Origin of the sequence: Acidaminobacter hydrogenoformans DSM 2784, assembly GCF_900103005.1 — a bacterium.
Lineage (GTDB): Bacteria > Bacillota > Clostridia > Peptostreptococcales > Acidaminobacteraceae > Acidaminobacter > Acidaminobacter hydrogenoformans.
In genome coordinates, this window is the sequence record NZ_FMWL01000007.1 from 25,067 (window position 1) to 44,350 (window position 19,284).

At 49.1% G+C, this 19,284-nt stretch carries 17 protein-coding genes; 15 read left to right on the forward strand and 2 right to left on the reverse strand.

Annotated features, from left to right (window positions below; genetic code table 11):
- The first annotated feature begins 104 nt into the window (after window positions 1–104).
- The 13 genes from BLP63_RS08375 to BLP63_RS08435 all read left to right on the forward strand — a co-directional run bounded on the left by BLP63_RS08375 (window position 105) and on the right by BLP63_RS08435 (window position 15,119).
- Complete coding sequence (locus BLP63_RS08375; protein WP_092590484.1) at window positions 105–929, forward strand: sugar phosphate isomerase/epimerase family protein; 825 nt, start codon at window positions 105–107, stop codon at window positions 927–929.
- Between the two features lie 234 nt (window positions 930–1,163).
- On the forward strand, window positions 1,164–2,084 hold the full coding sequence (locus BLP63_RS08380) for a hydroxymethylglutaryl-CoA lyase (RefSeq protein ID WP_092590486.1): 921 nt from the start codon (window positions 1,164–1,166) through the stop codon (window positions 2,082–2,084).
- Between the two features lie 31 nt (window positions 2,085–2,115).
- Window positions 2,116–3,918, forward strand: a complete 1,803-nt coding sequence (locus tag BLP63_RS08385) for a thiamine pyrophosphate-binding protein (RefSeq protein ID WP_092590488.1) — start codon at window positions 2,116–2,118, stop codon at window positions 3,916–3,918.
- Between the two features lie 131 nt (window positions 3,919–4,049).
- Window positions 4,050–4,535, forward strand: a complete 486-nt coding sequence (locus tag BLP63_RS08390) for a TRAP transporter small permease (protein WP_092590490.1) — start codon at window positions 4,050–4,052, stop codon at window positions 4,533–4,535.
- A gap of 31 nt (window positions 4,536–4,566) precedes the next feature.
- A complete protein-coding gene (locus tag BLP63_RS08395; protein WP_092590492.1) occupies window positions 4,567–5,856 on the forward strand; it encodes a TRAP transporter large permease in 1,290 nt (429 codons plus the stop codon).
- Between the two features lie 111 nt (window positions 5,857–5,967).
- The gene (locus BLP63_RS08400) at window positions 5,968–7,020 is read left to right on the forward strand and encodes a TRAP transporter substrate-binding protein (protein WP_242870847.1); all 1,053 of its coding nucleotides are present in this window, start codon (window positions 5,968–5,970) and stop codon (window positions 7,018–7,020) included.
- Window positions 7,021–7,167: 147 nt separating this feature from the next.
- Complete coding sequence (locus BLP63_RS08405) at window positions 7,168–8,373, forward strand: MFS transporter (protein WP_092590494.1); 1,206 nt, start codon at window positions 7,168–7,170, stop codon at window positions 8,371–8,373.
- Between the two features lie 59 nt (window positions 8,374–8,432).
- Window positions 8,433–9,230: an IclR family transcriptional regulator gene (locus tag BLP63_RS08410; RefSeq protein WP_092590496.1), complete on the forward strand. Its 798-nt coding sequence runs from the start codon at window positions 8,433–8,435 to the stop codon at window positions 9,228–9,230.
- 90 nt (window positions 9,231–9,320) lie between these two features.
- Window positions 9,321–10,214, forward strand: a complete 894-nt coding sequence (gene aroE, locus BLP63_RS08415; protein ID WP_092590498.1) for a shikimate dehydrogenase — start codon at window positions 9,321–9,323, stop codon at window positions 10,212–10,214.
- Window positions 10,215–10,321: 107 nt separating this feature from the next.
- On the forward strand, window positions 10,322–11,815 hold the full coding sequence (locus tag BLP63_RS08420; RefSeq protein ID WP_242870848.1) for an aldehyde dehydrogenase family protein: 1,494 nt from the start codon (window positions 10,322–10,324) through the stop codon (window positions 11,813–11,815).
- Between the two features lie 309 nt (window positions 11,816–12,124).
- The gene (locus BLP63_RS08425) at window positions 12,125–12,886 is read left to right on the forward strand and encodes a GntR family transcriptional regulator (protein ID WP_170829370.1); all 762 of its coding nucleotides are present in this window, start codon (window positions 12,125–12,127) and stop codon (window positions 12,884–12,886) included.
- 251 nt (window positions 12,887–13,137) lie between these two features.
- Window positions 13,138–13,815, forward strand: a complete 678-nt coding sequence (locus BLP63_RS08430; protein ID WP_092590502.1) for a response regulator transcription factor — start codon at window positions 13,138–13,140, stop codon at window positions 13,813–13,815.
- A gap of 2 nt (window positions 13,816–13,817) precedes the next feature.
- Window positions 13,818–15,119, forward strand: coding sequence for a sensor histidine kinase (locus BLP63_RS08435; protein ID WP_092590504.1), 1,302 nt, complete (start codon window positions 13,818–13,820; stop codon window positions 15,117–15,119).
- Window positions 15,120–15,217: 98 nt separating this feature from the next.
- Here the strand turns inward: BLP63_RS08435 and BLP63_RS08440 are convergent, their stop codons facing one another.
- Window positions 15,218–15,901: an isochorismatase family cysteine hydrolase gene (locus BLP63_RS08440; RefSeq protein WP_092590506.1), complete on the reverse strand. Its 684-nt coding sequence runs from the start codon at window positions 15,899–15,901 to the stop codon at window positions 15,218–15,220.
- A gap of 210 nt (window positions 15,902–16,111) precedes the next feature.
- Here BLP63_RS08440 and BLP63_RS08445 point away from each other — a divergent pair, with 210 nt between their 5' ends.
- Window positions 16,112–16,558 carry a hypothetical protein gene (locus tag BLP63_RS08445; protein ID WP_092590508.1) on the forward strand — a complete coding sequence of 149 codons (447 nt, stop codon included), beginning with the start codon at window positions 16,112–16,114 and terminating at the stop codon, window positions 16,556–16,558.
- Between the two features lie 130 nt (window positions 16,559–16,688).
- Window positions 16,689–18,527 carry a translational GTPase TypA gene (gene typA, locus BLP63_RS08450; protein ID WP_092590510.1) on the forward strand — a complete coding sequence of 613 codons (1,839 nt, stop codon included), beginning with the start codon at window positions 16,689–16,691 and terminating at the stop codon, window positions 18,525–18,527.
- 166 nt (window positions 18,528–18,693) lie between these two features.
- On the opposite strand, the gene BLP63_RS08455 is transcribed toward typA, so the two are convergent.
- Window positions 18,694–19,188 carry a YbaK/EbsC family protein gene (locus tag BLP63_RS08455; RefSeq protein ID WP_092590512.1) on the reverse strand — a complete coding sequence of 165 codons (495 nt, stop codon included), beginning with the start codon at window positions 19,186–19,188 and terminating at the stop codon, window positions 18,694–18,696.
- Window positions 19,189–19,284 lie beyond the last annotated feature (96 nt).

Sequence of the window (19,284 nt, forward strand, 5' to 3'; positions counted from 1 at the left end):
TTCGATCACGTAGACCATCATCCTTCTTAATAAAAGCATGATCCGCGCTGCGTGTTTTTTATGTCAAGAAATCAATAGCAATTAACCAGTGGAGGAGAATGTCAATGAACAGCAAGTTTTCTTTAGCACACCTCACCGTATTGGGTTGCCCGCCGCCTGAAATGACTTACATAGCATCAATGGCTGGCTACGACTACGTCAGCTTGAGACCAATTTATATGGGGCTCCCTGGGGAACCAAATTATGATCTCGCCGTCAATAAGGAAATGATGAAGCTGACCAAAACGGCTTTGGCTGAAACTGGCGTCAAGCTTCTTGACATTGAACTCGCAAGAATATTTGACGGGATGGATCCAAAGAAATATGAACCGGCAATGGAGGTCGCTGCTGAACTTGGTGGAAAGCATGTTCTGAGCAGCATCTGGACCCCAAATCGCGAATACTATCTTGAGAAATTTGGAGAGGTCTGCGACCTTGCCAAACAATATGGTCTCACAGTAGACCTTGAATTTGTCCCAATTGCAGCAGTCAATTCTCTTGAAAGCACCGTTGATGTCCTTAAGACAGTGAACAGGGACAATGCCGGCATCATGATAGATGTCCACCACATCCACAGATCGAGAGAAGCGGCAGAAGAGCTTGCAAAGCTGCCTAAGTCTTGGTTCCACTTCGCGCACCTTTGTGACGCGCCGGTTGAAATTCCAACAGAGCATGATGAGATGACCAGAATTCTCCGGGAAGCCCGCTCTTATGTGGGCGAAGGCGGCATTGATGTAGCGTCATATATTCACAGCATGCCTGAAATGCCATATTCCATTGAGCTTCCAAACCTTCAGCGTGTCCGTGAGTTTGGCTACGCAGAGCACGCGCGACGTTGTCTCGCGACAGCCAAAGCTTATTTTGAAGCACATCCAAGAAAAGACGTGTAGCAACAGGCAGCACGACGCCATAAATCTATAAAACGAATCGTCAGAATTCTTGATTTATTGTGAAAAACAGAATTGACATTTTGAATAAACGGTGATATTCTGAATACAAATTTCGCTCAGTTGAATGCAGTTCCATTAGATGGAACTTAAATAAGTTTTGAACCAGCTTATAACGGTATGAATGAATTAGAAAGTGATTACTGCTTCTGGCATTAAAAAGAATGAGGTGCATAAATGAGTCAGAATTCCGAATACAACAAAGTGGATTACATTGAGATTTGTGAAGTCGGTCCAAGAGACGGTCTTCAAAACGAAGAAAAGCTTTTGACGGTCGACCAGAAAGTGGAGCTGATTGAAGAAGTCGTCGCTGCAGGTGCGAAAATCATTGAAGTTGGATCCTTTGTCCATCCTAAAGCTGTCCCGCAAATGGCGGATACAGACGAAGTGGCCAGAAAGCTTAAGCGCTTTGACGGCGTTGAGTACAGAGCCCTGATCATGAACCTCAAGGGCGTTGAACGCGCAGAAGCAAACGGCATCATGAAAGCAAAGCTCACCGTTTCAGCAAGCAGGGCACATTCCCTGAGCAACCTGAACAAGACACCTGAGGAGGCCGTCAGAGGCTTTGCGGAAGTCGCAAACTTCGCCGCCAACAAAGGGATTGTTCTTTCAGGCGCCATCTCCACAGGCTTTGGCTATCCAAATGAAGGCATTATCCCTATTGAAGACATTTATCCCATCATAGACAGCTATCTTGAAATTGGCGTCACAGAATTATCCCTTTCTGATACCACAGGGATGGCCAACCCACAGCAAGTCTACGACTACGCGAAAGCTGTCAAAGAGAAGTATCCTCAGATCCTTTGGAACCTTCACTTCCACAATACCCGCGGCATGGGACTTGCGAATGTGGTCGCTGGCATGCAGGCCGGCATCACAAGATTTGACGCCTGTTTTGGCGGACTGGGCGGATGCCCGTTTGCGCCGGGCGCATCCGGCAATATTGCTACAGAAGACGTCGTACATATGGTCAACGCCATGGGCGTACGCACGGACTATGACCTCGACAAGCTGATCACCCTCGCCAAGAAAGTACAGGACTATGTAGGCAGGGAAGTATCAAGCTTCATTTTAAAAGCAGGAAAATCCTTAGTATAAATTTGGGACATGTTGGAAAGGAGATATAAAGTTGAAAAAATTGATTTCTGAGCAGTTGGTTGACTATCTTGAAAGAAGAGGCGTTGAACACGTTTTCGGACTTTGCGGCCATACGGTCATTGCTATGCTGGATCCTTTAAAGGACGCTAAACTCAAGTTCATCTCCGTAAGACACGAGCAGCTTGCGGCACACGCGGCTGACGCTTACGCCAGACTTACGAAAAAAGCCAGCGTCGTCCTTTGTCACCTCGGACCAGGCCTCACCAACGCAGCAACAGGTGTCGCCAACGCTTCCCTTGACTCCATTCCTATGGTGGTCATTGCTGGAGACGTTCCAAGCTACTATTATGGCAAACACCCGCATCAGGAAGTCAACATGCATGCGGATGGCGCCCAATACGAAATTTACAGACCATTTGTCAAGAGAGCATGGAGAATTGATAAACCTGAGCAGTTCCCGGAGATTCTCGACAAAGCCTTCAGACTTGCTGAGTCCGGCAGACCTGGACCAGTCCTGATCTCAGTCCCTATGGATATGTTCTCAAGAGAGCTGGACACCAGCCATTTTGAAAGAACTTACCACGACAATCCAGTAACCATTCGTCCGGCACTTTCCAAAGAAGCTGCCCAGGCATATGCTAAGATGCTTATTGAAGCTAAAAATCCAGTCATCCATGTGGGTGGCCAGGTTCTTATTTCTCAGGCCAGTGAGGAACTCAAAGCTTTGGTTGAATTCCTGGAGATCCCGGTTTCCAGAACCCTCATGGGACAAGGCGCGCTTTCTGACCTTCACCCTTTAAACGTTGGTGTTACAGGCTTTTGGGGCTGTGACTTCGTCCACGATATCACGAGAAATGCAGATGTCATCTTTGGTGTAGGCACCCGCTTTGCAGAGGCAGACAGCAGCTCTTGGTACAACGACGTTACCTTTAATGCTGAAAAGACGAAGTTTATTCAAGTGGACCTCGAGCCAGCTGAAATTGGGAGAAACTATCCTGTAGCCCTTGGTGCGGTTGCTGACCCTAAGCAAGCGCTTAAAGCGATACTCGAAGCCGCAAAAGAGCTCAAGCCGGAAGGCATTCAGCGCCCTGAACTCAAAAAAGCAATCGCTGAAAATAAAGCTGCGTTCAAAGCGTCTAACGTCGAGATTTCCAATGACGGCAGATTCCCAATGACACCGCAGCGCATCCTGAAAGATGTCCGCGAAGTCTTCCCTGAAGATGGCATCATTGCAACGGATGTGGGTTGGAACAAAAACGGTGTCAGCCAGCAGTTTGACATCACGCAGCCAGACACAATCCTTCACCCGGGCGGACTTGCTACTATGGGCTTCGGTCCTGCCGCTGTACTGGGGGCCAAGCTTGCAGCTCCGGATAAAAAAGTCATCACCTTGGTTGGCGACGGCGGCTTTGGCGCAAACCCTTCCGTACTCGCGACGGCAGTAGAATACAACATCCCGGTGGTCTGGGTCATCATGAACAACAATGCATTCGGAACCATTGCAGGTCTTGAAGCGTCACACTACAATCACACTTTTGGCACTGTCTTCCGTAAGCCGGATGGCTCCAGCTACAGTGTCAACTGGGCTGAGATCGCTGTAGGGTATGGTGTTAAGAGTAGTCGCATCAGCAGCGCGGATGAATTCAAGGCAGTTTTCAAGGAAGCCCTCGAATCCAACGAGCCTTATCTGATCGATGTTCCTATGGAGAACATCCCTGTTCCTACAGACGGCATCTGGAACATCAACGACATTTACTCGCCAAAAGACAATGTCGCTGAAGGCAAACTCATAGGCGGTCAAGCGGCACGATCCAAGCACGTTGCCACTGAATAATAAAGCGTTTTCCTGCAAGACCACATAAAATTTAGGGCGGGCAACAAATCCCCGGCCCGCCCTGCCTTCTTTGTTTAACTTTTCCAACCCCCGCTGGATCAAGATCCAGACATTGAAAAAGAGGTGAAAAAATGCGTGTTATTCGCTGGTTAAATCAACACTTTGAAGAAGCTCTGCTGACGATTTTCCTGATCATCATGGTTTTGGTCATGGGCTACCAGGTCGCAATGCGCTATATCTTCAACAACTCTTTACCTTGGTCAGAGGAATTAACGCGATACCTCTTCGTTTGGTCCGCGTTCCTCAGCATAGCCTACTGTATCAAGCATCACAGTTCTATTAAAATTGACCAGATTCTTCACTTGCTTCCTCCAGTGGCTCAAAAAGTGCTCCTGTTGCTCTCAAAAATTATAAGCTTAGCCTTCTTTTCTTATGTCCTCCGTTATTCCTTCAATGTCGTTCAATCTACCATCAAAAGTGGCCAGTTGACACCGGCGCTTCAGATCCCAATGTATTTTGTGCATTATGCAGCAGTTGTCGGTTTTGGCCTGGCGGTCTTCAGAATCTTAGAGAGCTTTGTACGTGTCGCTGCCAAAAATGTTGAAGAAGAAATTTGAACACATTGAAAAAAAGTAAGGAGGGATTCATTTGTCACCAGTAGCATTATTTCTGTTCTTTCTGGTAGCAGTTTTGTTGGCGCTGCCTATTTCAACGACCTTGGGCGTGACCGCCATTTTACCTAGAATCATGGATTCCACGTTCCCGGCATCACCAGAAATGGTCATACGGGCAATGCTGGCAGGCGTTGATAGTTTTCCAATCCTCGCTGTACCTATGTTTATCCTCTCCGGGATCATCATGGCCCGCGGCGGGATTTCAAAAAAACTGTTCAATGTATTTACTTATTTCATAGGCAATAGAACGGCCGGACTACCAAATGCCGTTGTCATGACCTGCCTGTTTTATGGCGCGATCTCCGGATCAGGTCCTGCCACTGCAGCTGCGGTCGGTTCCATGACCATTCCGCTCCTTGTAAACCTTGGTTATGACAAGGTGTTCTCAACAGCGCTGGTCGCCGTTGCCGGCGGTCTTGGCGTCATCATTCCACCGAGTATTCCTTTCATCTTCTATGGTATGGCATCCGGCGCCTCTGTTGGCGCGCTCTTTCTCGCCGGCGTCCTGCCAGGTCTTTTAATAGGTCTGTGCTTAATGGGCTATGCCTACTTTTACTGTAAGAAAAAAGGCGAAGACAAAGAAAAGATTATGGCAAACTACAATGCCCTCAGATCCCAAGGCTTTGTCAAAGTCTTTAAGGAAAGCTTCTGGGCGCTGCTTGCACCAATCATCATCCTGGGCTCCATTTACTCAGGAATCGCTTCACCAACTGAAGCAGCGGTCATTTCAGTGTATTACGCATTCTTTGTCAGCTTGTTCATCTACAAATCCTTAAAATTCAATCAGATTATCAAGATTTTCACAGAAGGTGTCGCCACCTACGCACCAATTCTCTTCATCATAGCGGCAGCCCTCGGCTTCGCACGTGTCCTCACGCTGATGAACGTCCCTCAGGCCATTGCTATGGCCATTACGTCGACCTTTACATCCAAAGTTGCCGTCTTGATTATCATCAACGTCTTCCTGCTCCTGGTAGGTATGGTTATGGATACCACTCCAGCTATCCTGATCTTAACCCCAATTCTGTTGCCGATTGTTACCGCGTTCGGCGTAGATCCAGTTCACTTTGGCGTCATCATGGTCGTCAACCTTGCGATTGGCTTCGTTACACCGCCTATTGGCATCAACCTGTTCGTCACCAGCTCCTTTACGGGCGTACCGGTTGCTGATATTGCAAGAGAGGCTATGCCATTCATATTCATGTTCATTGTTTCATTGATCTTGATCACATTTATACCTGCAATTTCTCTCGCGCTTCTTTAAGAGATCCCAAAAGCAGTATCAATGAGGTACACTGCCCTGTGGAAGGATGGTCCTTTCACTGGGCTGATGTATAGAGAAAAAGAACAAAAAAAAGAAAGGTTGGGGAAAAACATGAAGAAATTAGTCAGCATTTTACTTGTCCTCGCAATGGTCTTTTCACTCGCGGCATGTGGCGGCGGCACAACGGAGCCTGCGGCACCTGCGGAGCAGCCATCTGGGGAAACGCCTGCGGCTGAAATGGAGAGCTATTCCTGGTCCGTTGGTATTGACAGCCCTGAAGACACCGTCACGTTTATCTACGCAAAAGCATTTTCTGACAAGCTCGCAGAGCTTTCAGACGGTAAAATCACGCTTCAAGTATTCCCGAACGGCCAGCTTGGCTCTGACCGTGAAGTCGCAGAAAGCGTTCAGCTTGGCGACGTTCAATTCGTAATCCAGACAACAGCGCCTATGGTCAACTTCGTTCCTGAACTCGCCGTATTTGATATGGCAAACGTTTTCCCGAATGCTGAAGTCGCGCGTAAAGTGCTCGACGGTCCATTCATCAGTCAACTTGACGAAGCTTACGCAAAAGCTGGATTCAAGCTTCTCGGCTTTGCTGACCAGGGCTTCAGAACAATGACCACGAACAAAAAAGTTGAAAGCTTCGCTGATTTCAAAGGCCAGAAGATCAGAACTATGGAAAACCCTAACCACCTCGGCTACTGGCAGGCACTTGGTGCGAACCCTACACCAATGGCATTCTCAGAAGTTTACATTGGCCTCCAGCAGGGCACCATTGATGCTCAGGAAAACCCTTATGAAGTTATCGTTTCCGCCAAGCTTTTTGAGCAGCAAAAGTACGTCATAAACACGAACCATATGTTCCACGCGATCCAGCTCGTTACTAACAAAGCGCTTTATGAAGGCCTTCCAGCTGACGTTCAAGCGATCATAGACCAAGCAGTTGACGAAGCAAGTGTTTTCGCTCGTGAGCAGGCAGACGCTCGTGTTGCGGACAGAGTCAAGATCATTACGGACAGCGGCGCAGAAATCGTTGAAGTTTCTGACGCGCTCAGAGCCGAGATGGAAGCTGCAGCAGCAACGGTTTATCCTTCTATCGCAGAAAAGATTGGTCAAGACCTCGTTGACGGCATCCTCAAAGCTGCCGAAGAAGCGAAGTAATTCCAACGAACTGAACATTTGAAGGTCTTGAGGAGCTTTAGGCCTTAACGTACCAGTCCGGTGGAGCGCGACTGCGCGTTCCACCGGATTTTCACAAAATAGGCCGTTGCATGATGATACCGCGGTTATTGAAAAGAGGTCATCACTATGACGGATTCGTCTCTTAAGACGCAAGGCAAGCGTCACATCATATTGTTTTGTCTTATGACAGGGGCCTTTTGGTTTTCGCAATATGCCTACATACCCCAGCTAACAAAATATGCCAGCCAAATTGGGGCATCCATGCAGACCATTGGTTTAATTTCCGGTGCTTATGGACTGAGTCAGGTGCTGCTTAGAGTCCCATTAGGTTTGTACTCGGATTACATTGGAAAGCGCAAGATCTTTGTGCTGACAGGCGTTTCCATGACGGTGGTCAGTCCTCTTCTGGTACTGCTTGCACCAAGCCCGGAGACCTTGATTGTCGCCAGATTCTTTTCCGGCGTCGCAGCGGCGACGTGGGTCAATATTACCGTAATGTTCTCAGAGTACTTTAAGAGCTCAGAATCGACAAAGGCCATTGGCATTATCAATTCGACCAATAGATTTGGCCAATTGACAGCCTTTATTGTTGGCGGCATTGTGGTTGCTGCGTTCAGTGTTCGGGCTGCCTTTGCCCTGAGTGTCGCTATGGGCGCCGTCGCATTGGTCATTGCCTTTAAACTCAAGGAGACTGGTGTAAAAGACGCAAGAAAAGCAACCTTTAGATTCAAGGATATTCTACAGCTCTATAAAAACAGAAGACTGGTTTCTGTATCTCTGCTGGGACTTCTTTCGCAGCTCATCACCTTTTCAACGGTGTACAGTTTTACGCCGCTGCTGGCAACAGAGCTTGGCGCTGAGAGCTTTCACCTCAATTTATTCAATATTTTATTCATGCTGCCTCAAATATTATTTGCGGCCTTAGCGGGCACTGTGATCCGCGACCGTTTTGGGGAGAAGGCAACTTTGTCCGCCGGGTTTGCCTTGGTGACGGTGAGTTGTATTTTGACACCTTTTCTGAATCATTATGTGCAGCTCTTTCCGGTTATGTTCATTAGTGGCATTGGAAATTCATTGTCCTTTCCGCTGTTGATGGGCATTGCGATCAAGGATGTTGAGCTCGCTTATAAATCGAGTGCTATGGGATTCTATCAATCGGTTTATGCAATTGGCATGACTATTGGTCCAATCCTTATAGGAATGGTGAGTGGCCGGTTTGGACTTACCGCCGGATTTATGGCCGTTGGAAGTATAGGTCTTGTGGCGCTTGTCGCGATTCACATGCCTGCGGCGGGTATTTCTGGGAAGCAATCACCATCGGCAAAAGCTTAAGTCTATAACTAATGAATCATCTTTTGTAGAGCATAGCTCTATTGTGAGGGAGAATCCATATGTCGGAAGTCAAAAACGTCAAAAGTGAACCTACAGTACGCACGTTATCGCGGGCGTTATCCATTTTAATGGCGTTTACATGGGATGACCGCGAGCTTTCCCTGACTCAAATTTCGGAAAAAATTGGACTTGCGAAGTCTACGACCTTGAGGTTGCTTGGGGCTTTGGAGTCTGAAGGATTTATAGAGAAGAATTTCAGGACGAACCATTACAAACTGGGTCACAACTTATATTATTTAGGACTCATCGCTAAGGATAGTTTGGATATTCGAACGGTGAGCCGGCCTTTTATGGAAAATATCACCCAGCTGACCAAGGAAACAACGAACCTCTATCTTCTGGATCACTATGACAGAATCTGCTTTGACCAGGTTGAAAGTCCTTTAGCAATTAAGCGAACGGTAAGAATTGGTGAGCGCTATCCAATCTGGGCAGGAGCTACAGGCAAGTCGATCCTGGCGTTTATGGACAGGGAGATTTGGGAGCTTATGAAAGGACGTCTGGAAAAGATCACAGAGCTGACTATAGCGGACCCTGAGGAATTTATTTTAGAGCTTGAGAAAATCAGGTCTATGGGGTATGCCGTCAGCGTTGGGGAAAAGGATTATGAAGTAGGCTGTGTGGCCGCACCAATCTATGACGCTTCTCAAAAGGTCATTGGATGCTTATCAATTTCCGGTCCCAAATTTCGTTTCCCAGCGGACACGGAATATTTCGCAAAGCTGGTGCTGGATGCTTCGCGCCAGATTTCCAGACAGCTCGGATATTATTCAAAAAGCATGATGTACGCAGAGTAAAGTTGTTCTGTGCATTATATAGGACCAGGTTACATAGTGACATGGTTTCATGGCGAACAAGAGAATCAGCCACGAAAAGGAGAATGCAAAATGATCAAATGCATTGACGGCAGATACAGATTGACAGGTCTACTGGGGTATCCGCTGAAAAACAGTCGTTCACCGCGTATGCACAACATTTCCTTCTCGGCGCTTGGGCTTGAATATGCCTACCTCGCTTTTGAAATTGAGGATGGGTTTCTTCCTGGAGCGCTTGAGGCAATGAAGGCGCTGCACGCTCAGGGGTTCAACGTCACAATGCCTCACAAGCAGAAGGTTCTTCAATATTTGGACGAAGTTGATCCGGCGGCCAGAATGATTGGCGCGGTAAATACAGTGTACAACGATAATGGCAGACTCGTTGGTTACAACACAGATGGTAAAGGCTTCGTCAAAGGCCTTGCTGAAGAGGGCTTCGATCTCGCTGGAAAGCGGGTTGTACTCGTAGGTGCCGGCGGCGCAGGCCGGGCGGTTGGTGTTCAGGTTGCCCTATCAGGGATTACGGATATGACGATCTTTGACGTTGAGTCGGAGAAAGTGACTGAGCTTCTCGAGACCATTCACGAGAATATCAAATCCGTTAATGCGATAGGCGTAGTATACAACGAGGCAGCTGTTGTTGAAGCTGTTAAGAATGCGGATCTCCTGATCGACTGCACACCGCTTGGGATGGACAAGGTTGTTACTAATGCAGAAGGCCAGGAGGAGAATTTAATCGATAAGTCTACGGTTAATGATCCTTCAGTGTTCAGACCGGACCTTTTCGTGGCGCATATAGTCTACATCCCGCTTGAAACGAAGCTGATCAAAATGGCTAAGGACGCTGGCTGTAAGACTATGAACGGCATTCCCATGATGATCTGGCAGGGCGCGGAAGCTTTTGAAATCTGGACGGGGCATCAAATGCCGGTGGACGTTGTTAAAAAGGATCTCTTTGGCGAATAGCCAAACAGGCTACTATTGCAAAGAGGACTTTTAATAAATAATTGTACCGAAATTAACGGGTTGGCCAAGTAAACACAAGATATTTACAATTACGAGGAGGAACAAGAATGAGCAAGAATGTTGACATGAAAGCACGTTATGCTGAACTGAAACTCGGGCAGGATGCTATCGATGAAATCGAAGAGGCCTATGCCAAAGCGGTAAAAGCACAGCGTGAATTCGAGACCTGGAGCCAGGAGCAAATTGACAGAACGATTCAATCCGTAGCTCAAATCGTTGCCAATTCACATAACTTCCACGAGCTCGTCATGATGGGTATTGAAGAAAGTAACTTTGGCGATCCAGTCAGCCGCGAAGCAAAGCGCTTCAAAATCCGCGGTATTCTCCGTGACTGCCTCAGACAGAAATCTGTCGGTATTATTGAAGAAGTGCCAGAAAAGAGAATTGTCAAGTACGCTAAGCCAGTGGGCATTATCGCTTGTGTTATTCCTGCGACCAATCCGGACCTGACACCAGCTGGCAACGCAATCTACGCAATCAAAGCCAGAAACGCCATCATCTTCTCGCCACACCCACGTACAAAGAAGACCAGTGCTAAAACGATTGAGCTCATGAGAGAAGGTCTCAGAAGAGTAGGTGCGCCTGAGGATCTCGTTCAGATTCTCGGTCAAAAGGCTAAAATCAACAAAGCAACTTCTGAAGCGCTCATGTCAAAGTGTGACCTCGTCGTAGCCACGGGTGGTCAGGGCGTTGTCAGCCGCGCCTATACGTCAGGCACGCCTGCATATGCGGTCGGCGCGGGCAACGCGACTATGATCTGGGACGAAACTGCTGCCCAGGACCTGAACAAAGCTGCGTTCAACACTATGCGTTCCAAGACGTCTGACTTTGGCTCAGGCTGCTCAGCAGATGGCAACATTGTGATCAGCGAGAAGATATGGGATGCGGCGCTTAATGAACTGGTTGCTGTTGGCGGCTACATGCTGTCTGCAGAGGAGCAGGAAGCAATAAGAAAGGCAATGTGGGACGACGAGCTTCACAGACTCGCAGATACAGTTGCGCTTTCCCCGCAGGATATGGCAAAAGCGGCTGGCTTTGAAATTCCGGAAGACAGAAAGTTCCTGATTGCCTCCCACGGCACTGGCATATTCAATGACGCCCTCGAAGGCGTATGGTGTCGTGAGAAGCTCACAACACTTCTCGCAGTACACAAATATGAAGGTGAGTTCCAAAATGCTATAGATGCAATTATGGCGATTCACGAAGTTGGCGGTATTGGCCACTCCGTCGGGATCTTCTCCTTTGACGAGGACCACATTCACAGACTTGCCATGGTTGCCCGTGTTGGACGCATCATGGTCAGACAGCCTCAGTCCAAGGCAAACTCCGGCAGCATGAACAACGGCATGCCTATGACATCTTCCATTGGCTGCGGTACCTGGGCAGGCAATGCGACCTCAGAGAACGTTCACCTTCACCACTACATGAACGTGACATGGGTCTCCAAGGAATTCGACCAGCCGGATTCTCCGTCTGACGAAGAGCTCTTTGGTGAGTTCTATGATCCAGAGCTTGAGAAAGTTCAATACTCCAAGTACTAAGAGTTTACGGTCGATTCGCTGTTGGGCGTATGGACTTGAAACAAAGTTATTAAATTGATCATCCTGTTCGCGCTGGCGCTTTGCAGGTGGGAAATCCACCTCCATGTGTCAGCGCGTTTTTTTATTGGGCGGATGCCATTCACTATTGAACCGTAATAATTCAGAACAAATTTTGTGAATTATAAAGCAAGGTGACCAAAAATACGATATAATTAACACATCTTATAAAATGCATCAAACGGAGCGGTGTTAGGCTGCTCACAGAAATAGCTGGTGAAACATTGAAAAAATCTTGAGAGGACAATGACCATGCCGAAAAAAATGACGGATTCAACTGAAGCAAAGCCTGAGGCAGCGTCTGGCAAAAAGGCCAAGACAACTACAAAGCGTGGGTCTTCCAGGTCTGCATCAAAGTCAAAGCCTATCAAGCGTTCGAAGACCTTCCTCAATTTGCCGCTGGTTATTTCAGAGGAGCTCCGGGAAGCCATTTTGAGTGGTGAAATTCCGTTAGGGGGCCACCTGAAGCAAGAGGAGATTGCCAAGCGGTTCAACAGCAGTCTGATCCCAGTCAGAGAGGCGCTCAGAACCCTGGAAACGGAAGGGTTGATCACCATGATCCCTAACCGTGGCGCTGTGGTCAGCATGTGGGATCCTGAAAGGGTCCGGCAACGCTTCGAAACCAGAATTTTCCTTGAAGTTGGCGCTATGAGGAAGTCCGTTCCCCATTTAACAGACGAAGAGCTGGCAAGGGCAGAGGAAGCGCTTGAAGAAATTGACCGGCAGACGACCGCGAAAGGCATCAGTGCCCACAACCAGGAATTCCACCATATTTTGATCAGCCATTGTGACAACCCTTATTTGATGGAGCAGATCAATATGATGCACCGGAGCATTGACCGCTATTTGAGATATTATTTGTCAAATGAGGAATACAACAGGCTTTCCCAGGAACACCACCACAAGATCCTCGAAGCGGCGAAAGACCGTGATGGGGAGGGCGCTGCGAAATGGGTCGAAATCCATTTGAGAGAGGCGCTGGATCATCTTGAGGCGACCACTCAGATTGAGTGATGAGGACCTTGCGGTGGGTGACCATCGGCAAAAAAACCTAAAAGAAAGAGGCTGCCTCCCGCGGAAATGAACCCGCAGGACAGCCTCTTTTCAATTGTTCTGTAATTTGAGGGATTGAAATAAAAACGGGTAATGCAAAGGAAAATTTTCAACTTCCTTTCAGGTTTCTCTGGTAAAATTGGTTTAAATCAGCAGGAGCGAGGATTTGAGTTAGATTGCAAGGCTCGACGCAGATGGGGGCTTAATAAATTATGAAAGTTTTGTTGATCGAAGACGAGCGCGCTTTATCTGAGGCGCTTTGTACGCTGATGCGCAAGCAAAAAATAGCAGTGGAAGCAGCCTATGACGGGGCTGCAGGGCTGGATGCAGCCCTGTCGGATCGCTTCGACGTGATCTTGCTGGACCTCATGCTGCCTAAAATGAATGGACTCGAAGTGCTTAAAAACCTCCGGTCCAGCGGCATTGCCACCCCGGTCCTCCTCTTGACCGCCAAGGGCGAGGTGGCTGACAAAGTGCGGGGGCTTGACGAAGGCGCGGATGATTATTTGCCCAAGCCTTTTGCGACGGAGGAGCTTTTTGCTCGAGTCCGGGCGCTGACAAGGCGAAAAGGGGAGCCGGTCCTTGAGCCTGGTCTGGTCGTGGGTGATCTGACGCTGGACTTTGGAACCCTGATATTAACAGGTCCCAAAGGTGAGGTGCAGCTGACGCTAAAGGAGTTTGAGATTCTAAAACTGTTGATGGAGCGGCCTCAGCATGTGATGCCAAAGGACGACATTATCATTAGTGTGTGGGGGTACGACGCTGAGGTGGAGCACAACACGCTGGAGGTCTACATCAGCTTTTTACGAAAAAAACTTAGCTTCCTTGAGTCTGGGGTGAGCATCAATGCGCTCAGGGGCGTAGGTTACCGCTTGGGAATGGGGGACTGACAATGTTTCGAAAATTGAAGTGGCGGTTTGTCCTCCTGATCATGAGTCTGCTCGTTCTTGTTTTTGCGGGTATTTTTGGGGCGATTTACGGACTGACGGCGAACAGCATGAACCGTCAAAGCCAGTTTGCCCTAGAGAAGATTATGAGGGCGCCCCCAAAAGTGCTCCCCGAAAGTAGGGAGACGTTTGGCAGCCTGATTGTCGAAACGGATCAAGAAGGTGGTCTCTTGTTTGTCTTGTCCCATTTGGAGGTGGATGAACCGTCTCTGGAGGTGGCGGTGGACAAGATCCTTAAAAAAGAAGGTTCTATGGCGCTCAGCTCAGAGGTGGATCAAGCACCTGATAAAGCACTTGATAGAGTACTTGATAAAGTACCAAACCCGGACTCTGGACGGACATTTGGAAGAGTTAAAATTGGCGAAAAATCCTACGATTATTTGGTTGAGAGAACGCCTGCTGGCTATAAGATAGTCTTACTTGACCGAACGCCGCTTCATGACTCTCTGAATGATTTGCTGATGGTCTTTCTTTGGGTAGGGGGCGCCAGTCTGCTGATCCTGTTTGGGGTCAGTGTCTATTTTGCCAGCAGAGCGGTTCGTCCTATTCAGGAAGCTTTTGAAAAGCAGCGTCAGTTTTTGGCGGATGCCTCACATGAGCTGCGAACGCCGCTGACGGTGATTCAGACTCAGCTGGCGCTTCTGGAGAGCACTAATGACGCACGCATGACTGGGGAGGGCGGGGCGACCCAGTGGATCCATGGCATCAAGCAGGAAACAACGCATATGGCAGCGCTCATCACAGATATGCTGGATCTGGCGAAGCTGGAGCACGTGGGCGTGCCCGTGAAGATTGAAGTCTCTCTGAAGGCACTCCTCGAGAAAGCCCTTCTGACCTATGAAGCGATCTTTTTCGAGCATGGTGTTGAACTTTCAGTTGCACTGGAGGAGGTGGGGATGGTCAAAGGTGATCCGGAAGGGCTGCGGCGGGCTCTGGTGATTCTCCTTGACAACGCTGTGAAGTATACCCCTGAAGGTGGCCGGGTTACGGTGTCGCTGACCCGTGAAAAGCACAAGGCCTGCTTGCGGATTCGGAATACGGGAGAGGGGATTCCGGCGGATCGACTGGAAGCGATTTTTGACCGGTTTGTCAGACTGGACGCGTCGAGAACCAAGGGCTCTGGCGGGTATGGCCTTGGACTTGCCATAGCCAGGGCGATTTCAGAACAGCATGGCGGCCGACTGTCAGCGGACAGCACCCCAGGGGAATGGACAGAAATGACGCTGGTACTTCCTCTAATGACGTGATAGACATGCAAAAAGGCGGTTAGAGAGAACCTCACAATTTTGGTCGTGAGGTCTTGCTAACTGCCTTCTTTTGAATGAGAGATTTTTTTGTGAGCAAATCAGTTGACTCGACGAACCAGCTCTACACCGCCAGCAGCCATCAGGTCGAGCCCAATCAAATGATACAGGTCACCGGGATGATCCGGGGTATCAAAGGTGTTGACGGCGTTGACAGGGACAATGATCCGGGAAGGCTTGTTTTCTGACTGATAATATGTTTTGAGCGCCAGTGCGAACTGAAGGACGCAAATGTCGGTACAGTCGCCGGTCAGGAGCCAGGTGCTGCGGTTCTCGTTTTCTTTGAACCAGGCTTGAAAGGCTGGGGCATGCCAGATTTGGGTAGAGTTTTTGGGAAGTGTTAAAATGCCGCTCAGTGCTTTCAGCGGACTGACCAGTTCGCTTTCTTCTGTATTTGAGACACAGTGCGGTGGGTAGGCGCTGAATTCCTCCGCCTGAAGCGTGTGATGGTCAGAGGGGGCAATAACGGGGATGCCTTTATTTAGACAAGCCTTAGCCAGGTCTTTAATAACTGGCACCAGGGCGCCGACTCTTGGACTTGAGAGGGGGCCTTCAAAGGCAAAGCCATTTGTCATATCAATGATGACAAGGACGGACGTCTTGGGATTTAAGGCTTCCAGGGGGAGGGGCGGCAGCTCATCAAGGTGGGACTGGCGTGCGTTCACCCAGCGTTTTGCGCTTTCGTTCAGGGCGGTTTGCTGAGGTAACATAGCGTCAATTGGCATAGTGGGGCTCCTTTCTTGGGAGATTAATACGAGGTTGGATGGTTTGGGGGGTGTGAACTAAGGATTTGTTACCTATATACCCTCATTGACCTACTTGCGGACAGGTGGTGGATGTGATATGATGACATGTATTTTATCAATGTCGTTTTGCATACAAAGTGCTCCTTAAAATTGGGGCGTTTTCTTTAAGATAAAAAGGGGCACAACAAAGTGATACTCAAGACACTGGATTCAAAGGAAACATATCTTTTATATACGGATGAAAGATTATTCGAGCTGATGCAGATTGCGATCCCAGAGGCCACGTTTGGCAAGGTGAAAAGTATTTCTGAAGCCCTGTATGCCAACTTTAAGAGCAGGATGTACCTTGTGGTTGGGGAGGGGGATGCCGGGACCATCGGCATAATTGGTCTTTCCAAGGCGGTTCGAGGAGAGGCTGAGATTCAGCATTTCGCGCTGCTGGAGTCGGTGGAGCAGCTGGAAACTGCCCGGGCGGTGTTCGCAGAGCTGAGGGAGAGCCGGCGGGATTTGACAGTGCTGAAGATCAGGGTGCCACATGAGAAGTCGCCTTTTTTCAGAAAGCTGGATTTTTCAGTGAGGCGGTATCCGGATAATCCTTATGGGCTGGACGGGGACCTTTGTACGCTGAAGTTTTAGGTGGTCGGGCTTAACAAGATTTTGCTTGAACATAAGAGCAGTTCATTATATAATAAAAAGGTTGACAAACTACTTCGCCTGCTCCCGACTTTGGATGAGCGGGCTTTTTAAAAGAATGAAGGATGGAATCATGTCAGATACAAGCATAAAGCAAGGCATTTTGAACCTCGCGGTCATCGCACACGTCGATGCCGGCAAATCGACCCTGGTCGACGCACTGCTGTCCCAAAGCGGCGTCTTCAGAGCCAATGAAGAAGTTGTCGAGTGCGTCATGGACAGCAACGACCTCGAGCGTGAGCGCGGCATCACGATCTACTCCAAGAACTGCGCGATTGAACACAGCGGGGTGAAGATCAACATTGTTGATACGCCTGGCCATGCTGACTTCTCCTCTGAGGTGGAGCGAATCATGCGTACCGTGGATTCGGCTATTTTGCTGGTGGATTCCAGCGAAGGGCCTATGCCGCAGACGCGGTTTGTTCTCCACAAGGCGCTGGAGCAAGGGATTCGACCGATTCTCTTTATCAATAAAATTGACAAGCGCGACCAGCGTGCGGAAGAAGTCGTCGACATGACGTTTGACCTTTTCGTGGAGCTTGGGGCAACGAACGAGCAGCTTGATTTCCCAATTGTCTATGGGATCGCCCGTGAGGGGATTGCAAAGCATGAAATGGGCGACGAGAGCACTAATCTGGAGCCGCTTTTTGAAACGATTGTCAAGCACGTGGAGGCTTATCCGAATCTTGACACTGAACCGCTTCAAATGCAGGTGTCCTCTCTGGCTTATGACGAATACATTGGGCGCCTCGGCATTGGCCGGATCAAGCGCGGTGTGATTTCCAGGGGCCAGACGGTTTCCGTAGCTAAGCAAAATGGCGAGATCGTGCGCGGCAAGATTGCGAAGGTCTTTGTCAACGAAGGGCTCGCCCGGGTTGAAAAGCCTTTTGGCACAAGTGGGGACATTGTGACAATTGCAGGGATTCCGGATATCTCAATTGGTGAGACCATCTGTGCCTTGGATTTTGTTGAGCCGCTTCCTTTGATCGAGATCGAGGAACCAACGCTTTCCATGAACTTCTATGTCAATGACTCTCCGTTTTGCGGCCGCAGCGGAAAATTCCTGACGTCCCGTCACCTCAAGGACCGCCTTGACCGTGAGCTGGAGGTCAACGTGGGACTACGCGTTGAGGAGCTCGAGAGCAAAGAGGGCTTCAAGGTCTCAGGTCGCGGTGAGCTGCATCTTTCGATTCTGCTCGAGAACATGCGCCGTGAAGGTTATGAGATTGGCGTTTCCAAGCCGGAGGTTCTCCTTCATGAGGAAAATGGCCGTCTTTGCGAGCCCGTGGAAAAAGTGCTGATCAACGTGCCGGATGTCTATAGCGGTACGGTCATTTCAAAACTGAACCAGCGAAAGGGCACTATGCTGCTGATGCACTCTGAAGAGGGCTATACGCGCCTGGAATATGCGGCGCCGACACGTGGACTCCTGGGCTACAGAAGTGAGTTCATCAATGATACCCGTGGCGAAGGTACGCTGGTGCGTTCATTTGAGGGCTTTGAGCCACACTTTGGAGAAATTCAGGGGCGCAACAATGGCGTTCTGATCGCGCAGCAGGCGGGTACAGCTATGGCGTATGCGATTTCGAATTTGAGTGAGCGCGCGGAAATATTCGTGGAGCCTGCTCAGGAAGTTTATATAGGGATGATTGTTGGCATGAACAGCCGCCGTGACGACATGGTGGTCAACATCTGCAAGAACAAGAAGCTGACGAATATGCGTGCTTCTGGTTCGGACGACGCGGCGCGAGTGCCTGATCCACGACTGTTTACGCTGGAAGAGGCGCTTGAGTTTATTGAGATGGACGAGCTGGTGGAGATTACACCTGAGGCTATTCGTCTGCGCAAGCGCATTCTGGATGAGCAGGACCGTCTGCGGGCCAGCAAGCGTAAGGACGCTCAGCCGGCGTAAAGGTTGGGCAATAAAGGATAAAAAATGAGGAAGTGAGTCACTCTGGCTGTCGCGCCTGCGGCAGTTGGGGAGAGGCTCACTTCCTTTTTTGTTTTTTTGAATTGGAGGTGGCGGTTTTTTATTAATAAAGACTGAGGTTCGGTATGAGGCTTTGGCATTGCCACGTTTAAGACGAAGCTTCGGTATGTGTCTCTGCTTCAGGATTCTTGCACACATCGACCCAGGTGCCGTGGGTGATTTCCTTTAAACGCTCCGGGGAGATTTCAATGGAGGCATTGTGGGCGCCTGCGGCAGGGAAGACGGTGTCAAAGCGCTTCAGTGAGGCGTCAAGGCAGATCTTCATTTCTGTTTTCAGGCCAAATGGGCAGACGCCGCCAACGGGGTGTCCGGTGGCTTCAAGGACATCTTCTGCGCTCATCATGCGCGGCTTTGCTTTGAATGTCGCTTTGAATTTCTTATTGTCGAGGCGGGACATGCCTGAGGTCACCAGCAGGAATTTTTCATCGCCTGCGTAGAGCGCTATGCTCTTTGCGATTTGGTCCGGCACCACGTTGTGGGCTGCCGCGGCGAGCTCAACGGTGGCGGTGCTGTCTTCAAGCTCCATGATTTCAAAGCTGAGGTTGTGGTCTTCGAAAAATTTTTTGACATCTGATACGGACATGGTGTCATGCTCCTTTGTATGGGTTTTTGGGTGTTTATTCGGGTTGCAGGTTAGGATTTGGGATGTTCTGTGACATCTTAAGTAAATGTCATATTT

Excerpts from the sequence above, each read along its gene's own strand:
- BLP63_RS08375 (WP_092590484.1), top strand. The coding sequence starts at position 105 with ATGAACAGCAAGTTTTCTTTAGCACACCTCACCGTATTGGGTTGCCCG.
- BLP63_RS08380 (WP_092590486.1), top strand. The coding sequence starts at position 1,164 with ATGAGTCAGAATTCCGAATACAACAAAGTGGATTACATTGAGATTTGT.
- BLP63_RS08420 (WP_242870848.1), top strand. The coding sequence starts at position 10,322 with ATGAGCAAGAATGTTGACATGAAAGCACGTTATGCTGAACTGAAACTC.
- BLP63_RS08455 (WP_092590512.1), bottom strand. The coding sequence starts at position 19,188 with ATGTCCGTATCAGATGTCAAAAAATTTTTCGAAGACCACAACCTCAGC.
- BLP63_RS08440 (WP_092590506.1), bottom strand. The coding sequence starts at position 15,901 with ATGCCAATTGACGCTATGTTACCTCAGCAAACCGCCCTGAACGAAAGC.
- BLP63_RS08425 (WP_170829370.1), top strand. The coding sequence starts at position 12,125 with ATGCCGAAAAAAATGACGGATTCAACTGAAGCAAAGCCTGAGGCAGCG.
- BLP63_RS08410 (WP_092590496.1), top strand. The coding sequence starts at position 8,433 with ATGTCGGAAGTCAAAAACGTCAAAAGTGAACCTACAGTACGCACGTTA.
- BLP63_RS08430 (WP_092590502.1), top strand. The coding sequence starts at position 13,138 with ATGAAAGTTTTGTTGATCGAAGACGAGCGCGCTTTATCTGAGGCGCTT.
- BLP63_RS08405 (WP_092590494.1), top strand. The coding sequence starts at position 7,168 with ATGACGGATTCGTCTCTTAAGACGCAAGGCAAGCGTCACATCATATTG.
- BLP63_RS08435 (WP_092590504.1), top strand. The coding sequence starts at position 13,818 with ATGTTTCGAAAATTGAAGTGGCGGTTTGTCCTCCTGATCATGAGTCTG.
- BLP63_RS08400 (WP_242870847.1), top strand. The coding sequence starts at position 5,968 with ATGAAGAAATTAGTCAGCATTTTACTTGTCCTCGCAATGGTCTTTTCA.
- aroE (WP_092590498.1), top strand. The coding sequence starts at position 9,321 with ATGATCAAATGCATTGACGGCAGATACAGATTGACAGGTCTACTGGGG.
- typA (WP_092590510.1), top strand. The coding sequence starts at position 16,689 with ATGTCAGATACAAGCATAAAGCAAGGCATTTTGAACCTCGCGGTCATC.
- BLP63_RS08390 (WP_092590490.1), top strand. The coding sequence starts at position 4,050 with ATGCGTGTTATTCGCTGGTTAAATCAACACTTTGAAGAAGCTCTGCTG.